The following is a 5,238-nucleotide window of genomic DNA, read 5'->3' on the forward strand; positions in this document are numbered from 1 at the left end:
GGTGTCTTTTTTTGAGTCGGTTGGGTATGTCGAGTCGTACAGTACTTGTCGTGGCGCTGCAAGCTATTCGTTAGAAGAACCTGCAAAAAACACAATGGGATCAAGAGGCCGCCGAGGAACGGTACAGTCCTGGAAATTAACCCGCTCCGGTAGTTAATAATATTTCGGCTATTTGCTTGTTTAGTTGCGCGATTTTTACATTGCCTGAGGCGTGGGCAACTACGGTTGTTCCGGTAATAAGGCTTAGAAGCTGCGGGAGTATAATGTCCGCCTTTTCAGGCTCCACGAGCTGGGATAACCGAGTCATAATGAAACTAGCCCATTCGTCGAAGTGTGCACTGACTTTGGCACGCAGAATTTTTGAAGTGTCATCATTAAAGTCATTCAGACCACGAGCAAATGCACAGCCTCTAAAATCTTGTTCTGAAAACCAGTACTCCAGGAAATCAAAAATCGCCAATAGTTCGGCTTTTGGATTACCGCCAACTCGCGCCGCGTATTTGTCAAGGTTCGTAAATCGAAGCCAATGCCAAAAATCCAAGTAGGCGGCAATAAGTTCCGCCTTGGAAGGGAAGTAGTTATAGAAGGTTCTCTTCGACACACCACTCTCAGCAATAATTCGATCAATTCCGACAGTGTGCACACCGCGTTCATTAAAGAGGACGATTGCCGTCTTTAATATACGATCCCGGGGCTTGAGAGATGCAATGTCCTCAAAGCGAAGGTCTTTGAAACTAGAAGCAAAATTCGTCATAGAAATTCTCCAGCTTGCACCCTACCAAGGGTACACAGATCTGTCTACTTTTTTCTTGAAAAGGTAGACAGATCTGTGTACTTTTTGCTGACTGGCTTGGCCCAGTTACAAAATATTCAAGAGCGCTGGAGACACAAAATGCCCAACTTCAATGATTTCTCGTTCAAAGCACAGCCTTGGTACAACGAAGCGGAGTTCCGCCCGCTCTTCGCCAAGGCGGTGAGTCTCAATACCATCGTCATCCACTGCTTCGATCCACGTGCTTCGGAAATACCGGCCGTTGTTGCCAAGCATTTTGGCGAGGTCTACCCGGGCGAAAACGTTCTCGATGAAGCTGGAAATCGGGTAGGACATACGACGACATTATTCCCCGTGTCTGTCGCTGGTGGTCGTGCAGTCGCAGGTGTGCAGTCAATTGCGACGATGGTCCATCTCTTCGGCATCAAAAGGGTCGTGGTTGTGCACCACTCATTCTGTGGTGCGACGTCGTTCACCAATGAAGGCATCATTGACGCGTTCAAACATGAACACGGCAGCGATATTTCCTCGGCGTTTGACCATGACAGCATCTGCATTTCGGATTTCGAGACCTCGCTCAAATACGATGTTGGAGTTGTTCGAGCAAATCCGGGGGTGCCGGCGAACGTCGAGGTTTACGGCTTCTTCTACAATATCGACACGCTGGAGCTGACTGAGGTAGTGAGCGACATTCCTGACCAGGCCGAGGCCTGATTTCAGAGCGGCGACTGACAGTGTTGGCCGCCGCATTTTGCATGCCGTTGGATATGGGCTTCAGCCCCCAAGTAGCGGCACGTCGCTCGTTGAAGAGACCCCTTGACCGCCCAATGATGGCGGTGCGGCCGTTGCTGACTCTCGTTCGGAGGTCGGCAGCTTTAAACTATCTACTTAATTGGTAAGCCGTCTCCGGCGATCGACGCCCCCCGCGAGATGAGCGCCTGACATCTCGTCCCTGCTAAGCCACGCACGTGAAGGTCTGGTAGGTGACTCGCTACAGTATTCTCCCTTAGCCGACTGCTGACGATCTCGTTCGGTTCCGTTTCATCGCATGCTCGACAAGTATCCACAGAGCTTTTCTTTGTAAGCCTCCAACGCGTTTGTATTTGGAACACTGATCCAGGTCACCACCAACATCAGTTGGCTTATAAGATATTTTGGAAGGGCAGAAGCCAGACTGGGAACTACTAACTAAGTAAGTCACAGCCTGGACATTCTGTAAGCAGATTAAACGAAAGGCGGTAAATCAAGTGCGTGCGGAATTGTTTCCACCAGCCCACTTGTCACGGCCTTGAACGAAACTTCGAATCGCGTGCCGACCAAGTGTTCAAATGCTGTCGCGCTGAAGACGCTATAGAGTTCGTCGCGGGAGTACTTGGCAAGCACATCTTTTACTGATTGTTGAGACATTCGTGACACACCGGTGCCGAAGACATCACAGATAGCGCCGCGCGTAACCAAGAATGCCTCTGCGCCATGTTCCTCAGCCGGAACGTGATAATTAAGGTGCACGGCAATGGCGTGCGCCACCGTATCGGCATGCTCGCGCGCGAAGCCCTGGCCTAACAGGAAGTCTCGTGCGTGCACGCCACCGTTGACGGCGAAGCAACAGTCACACGGCCGCGGGTCAGCTGTGGGTGTTAAGCCGAGGTCGTGAAGCATGGCCGAGGCGAAACCGAGTTCACGGTCAAATTCGATGCCATCGTGCAACGCGATCATTGATCCGAAGTAGTAGGTGCGCCAGCAGTGTCGCATCAAAGTCGGCTTATACAAGTCCTGAACATAGGCGAGGGACTCTCTGACCATTTTGGTGTCAGGCGGTGAAAGGTCATCGATGGAAATGTACTTTGGATTCAGAAGGCCAAGTCGGTGGCGTTCTGCATCGAGCTTCTCTTGGCTAAAGATGTACTTCAAATTTTCGATGAGCTGGACTTGTTCGCTCTCACGGAGAATGCCTTTGGTGGATTCTCCCCATTCCACGGATCCGACTGAGACATCGAGTGCGCTTGTTGAGCTAGACACAATCTTCATTCTTGACTCCTGGACGTTTTCGTCACGGTGTTGCAACTACTACTTATTGCAGTTCAGCAAAATGCTGAAAGTAGCATTGATTTTTTACTGTCCTGCCGAAGCAAAATGGTCCGAGAACCTAGCTGGGTCTGCGCCCCGATTTTGCGACAGCTACCTGCGGGCTTTGGCGCTACCCGCATGAGACTGAGAATACGGGGGGAGGGTTGTCGCAACCATTGTCGATATCGACATAATCGGAGTCGATATCGACACTCGTCGCTTGCACTGCCTAACTGACTTCTATGACTTCGTGCGCTGTCGCCTGCTGCTCGCAGACTTATTCGAGCGGCCACTCAATATGCGTCTACACCTTGTAATGCAAGGCTCCGCGTACGGTCAGCGAAAGTACCGTGTGGATGCCTAAGCGGGTCGATCCGCTGAACGGTCATGAGCATCGATTGACAATAGGAGCGTACGCTCCTATATTTAATTCCACATAGGGGCATATGCTCCTATCGTGAATTAAGGGGCATATGCTCTAACCAATTGAGAGGATTACGAACATGAGCGCAGCGGATATTCTTGTAAGTGGTGCAACCGGGCGGACTGGCGCAGCGGCAATCGATGAGCTGCTCAAATTGGGCAAAAGCGTCCGCGCCTACGTGCGTTCGGACGACGACAGGGCTGCGGCTCTGCGCCAGCGCGGTGTTGAAATTGCTATTGGCGATTTCACCGATATCGATGCTATTCGTGCGGCGATGGAAGGAATTCGCTCGGCCTATTTCCTTTATCCACTGGCACCGGGAATCGTCGAAGGTGCAGCCTATTTTGCCCAGGCAGCGAAGGAGGCTGGGGTAACGGCAATTGTGAACATGTCGCAGATCTCCGCGCGCCGCGATTCCAAAAGTCATCTGGCGCAAGATCACTGGATCTCGGAGCGCGTTTTCGACTGGTCAGGCGTACCGACAACGCACCTTCGTCCCACTTTTTTCGCAGACTGGCTGGCGTATCCTCACTTTGCCAAAGAAATCTGGGCCACGAAAAAAATCGAGTTCCCTTTTGAAAATGGTCGTCACGCGCCTATTGCTACTGATGACCAAGGCAGGGTGATTGCCCATATTCTGGCCAACCCAACGGGGCACGAAGGAAAAATCTACAGCCTTCATGGCCCGGTCGAAATGAACCATACCGAAATCGCCGCCGCCATGAGCGAAGTTCTTGGCGCGGAAATCCAGTACGCACCGACATCAATCGAGGCGTTCGAGCATAAGATGGAGCATGAGTACAAGTTTCCACCAGCTCTCGTACAACACTTGGTCGAGGTTGCTCAGAACTACCGTGAAGGCGTCTTCGCAGGTGTGAACGATATAGTAGAGAAGGTTACTGGAACGCCCGCTCTGACGGTGCAGGCCTTCGTGGAAAAGTACCGCGACGTGTATGTGTGACTTGAATATTCAAGGCACAAAAAATCAAACAGTAGTGAAGAGGAAGTAGAGATGCTGCCGGTGAAACAACCCTTAGGGATCGACCATTGCAACTGTTCCGCCATTAGGAAGGCGAGCCGGCAGATCACCCGTTTCTATGATGCGCAACTCGAGCCTTCGGGGCTTCGAATTACTCAGTACCTTGCATTGGCAGCGCTTAATGAGTTGGGAAGTGCTGCAATCAATACCCTTGCTGAGCGGCTCGACATCGAACGCACGGCGATGGGAAAAATGACCGGCCTGCTGGAGCGCGATGGATTGATCTCGATCAGTCCTTCGCCATCCGATGCCAGGAGTCGCCTGGTTGAATTAACCGAGGCGGGGCGAGACTTGTTCGAAAGAACGGCGCCTCTATGGGAAGAGGCTCAACGGCAATTTGAGCTATTGAACGGCACGGAGCAAGTAAGCTCATTGCGGCAGGGGTTGGCTGCTGTGGTGGTCGGTGATATCGAGCGCGTTGTATAGAACGACTGAGTTATTGCGCCGCCTTCCAGGGCGAACCCGGGCACAACGATCAGCGATAAATTCCTCCGGGTCCTGTCTTCGTGCCAGTTAGCGGATCTGCGCAGTCACAAGTGAAGCTACGCCGCTCAATGATTCGAGCGTCGTTGCCTTCTCGTACAACCCATACTCCTCGGGCTGCCTGGATCGATTAAGCCAAAACGCTTGGAAACCGAACGCATGAGCCCCTACGGCATCCCACGCGTTGGAAGAGAAAAAAGCGATCTCTTTGGTGGACGATACATTCAGTGCTGCTACCGCAATCTCATAGGCTGCCGGATCCGGCTTGTAGATTTGTACCTGCTCAATGGAAAGGCACTCATCGAGTAGAATATCCAAACCCGCAGACTGAACCGCGCTTTCCAGCATCCGGGGAGATCCATTCGAAAGGATCGCTGTTCGTACGCCTGCTTCGCGAAGGCTGTGCAATGCTGCAGGGACTTCAGCGTAGGCGTCGAGCGTCAGGTAGCTTGT

The 5,238-nt window shown here is 52.2% G+C and carries 6 protein-coding genes; 3 read left to right on the top strand and 3 right to left on the bottom strand.

Translation table 11 applies throughout. The features are described from left to right. Positions 1–136: 136 nt before the first annotated feature. Positions 137–754, bottom strand: a complete 618-nt coding sequence (locus tag QMX84_RS25780) for a TetR/AcrR family transcriptional regulator (protein ID WP_282365099.1) — start codon at positions 752–754, stop codon at positions 137–139. 138 nt (positions 755–892) lie between these two features. Here QMX84_RS25780 and QMX84_RS25785 point away from each other — a divergent pair, with 138 nt between their 5' ends. Then, positions 893–1,486: a carbonic anhydrase gene (locus tag QMX84_RS25785; RefSeq protein ID WP_282365100.1), complete on the top strand. Its 594-nt coding sequence runs from the start codon at positions 893–895 to the stop codon at positions 1,484–1,486. Positions 1,487–1,996: 510 nt separating this feature from the next. Here QMX84_RS25785 and QMX84_RS25790 read toward each other — a convergent pair. Further along, positions 1,997–2,800 (bottom strand): HD domain-containing protein, encoded by an 804-nt coding sequence (locus QMX84_RS25790; RefSeq protein WP_282365101.1) that lies wholly within the window; start codon positions 2,798–2,800, stop codon positions 1,997–1,999. 542 nt (positions 2,801–3,342) lie between these two features. Here QMX84_RS25790 and QMX84_RS25795 point away from each other — a divergent pair. Then, positions 3,343–4,224 (top strand): NmrA family NAD(P)-binding protein, encoded by an 882-nt coding sequence (locus QMX84_RS25795; RefSeq protein ID WP_282365102.1) that lies wholly within the window; start codon positions 3,343–3,345, stop codon positions 4,222–4,224. A 51-nt stretch (positions 4,225–4,275) separates the two neighbouring features. Further along, positions 4,276–4,728 (top strand): MarR family transcriptional regulator, encoded by a 453-nt coding sequence (locus QMX84_RS25800; protein WP_282365103.1) that lies wholly within the window; start codon positions 4,276–4,278, stop codon positions 4,726–4,728. Between the two features lie 87 nt (positions 4,729–4,815). Here QMX84_RS25800 and QMX84_RS25805 read toward each other — a convergent pair. Further along, a partial coding sequence (locus QMX84_RS25805) for a haloacid dehalogenase type II (RefSeq protein WP_282365104.1) occupies positions 4,816–5,238 on the bottom strand: 423 nt, incomplete at its 5' end.

The sequence above is a fragment of the Pseudomonas sp. PS01297 genome (assembly GCF_029959305.1).
GTDB lineage: Bacteria > Pseudomonadota > Gammaproteobacteria > Pseudomonadales > Pseudomonadaceae > Aquipseudomonas > Aquipseudomonas helleri.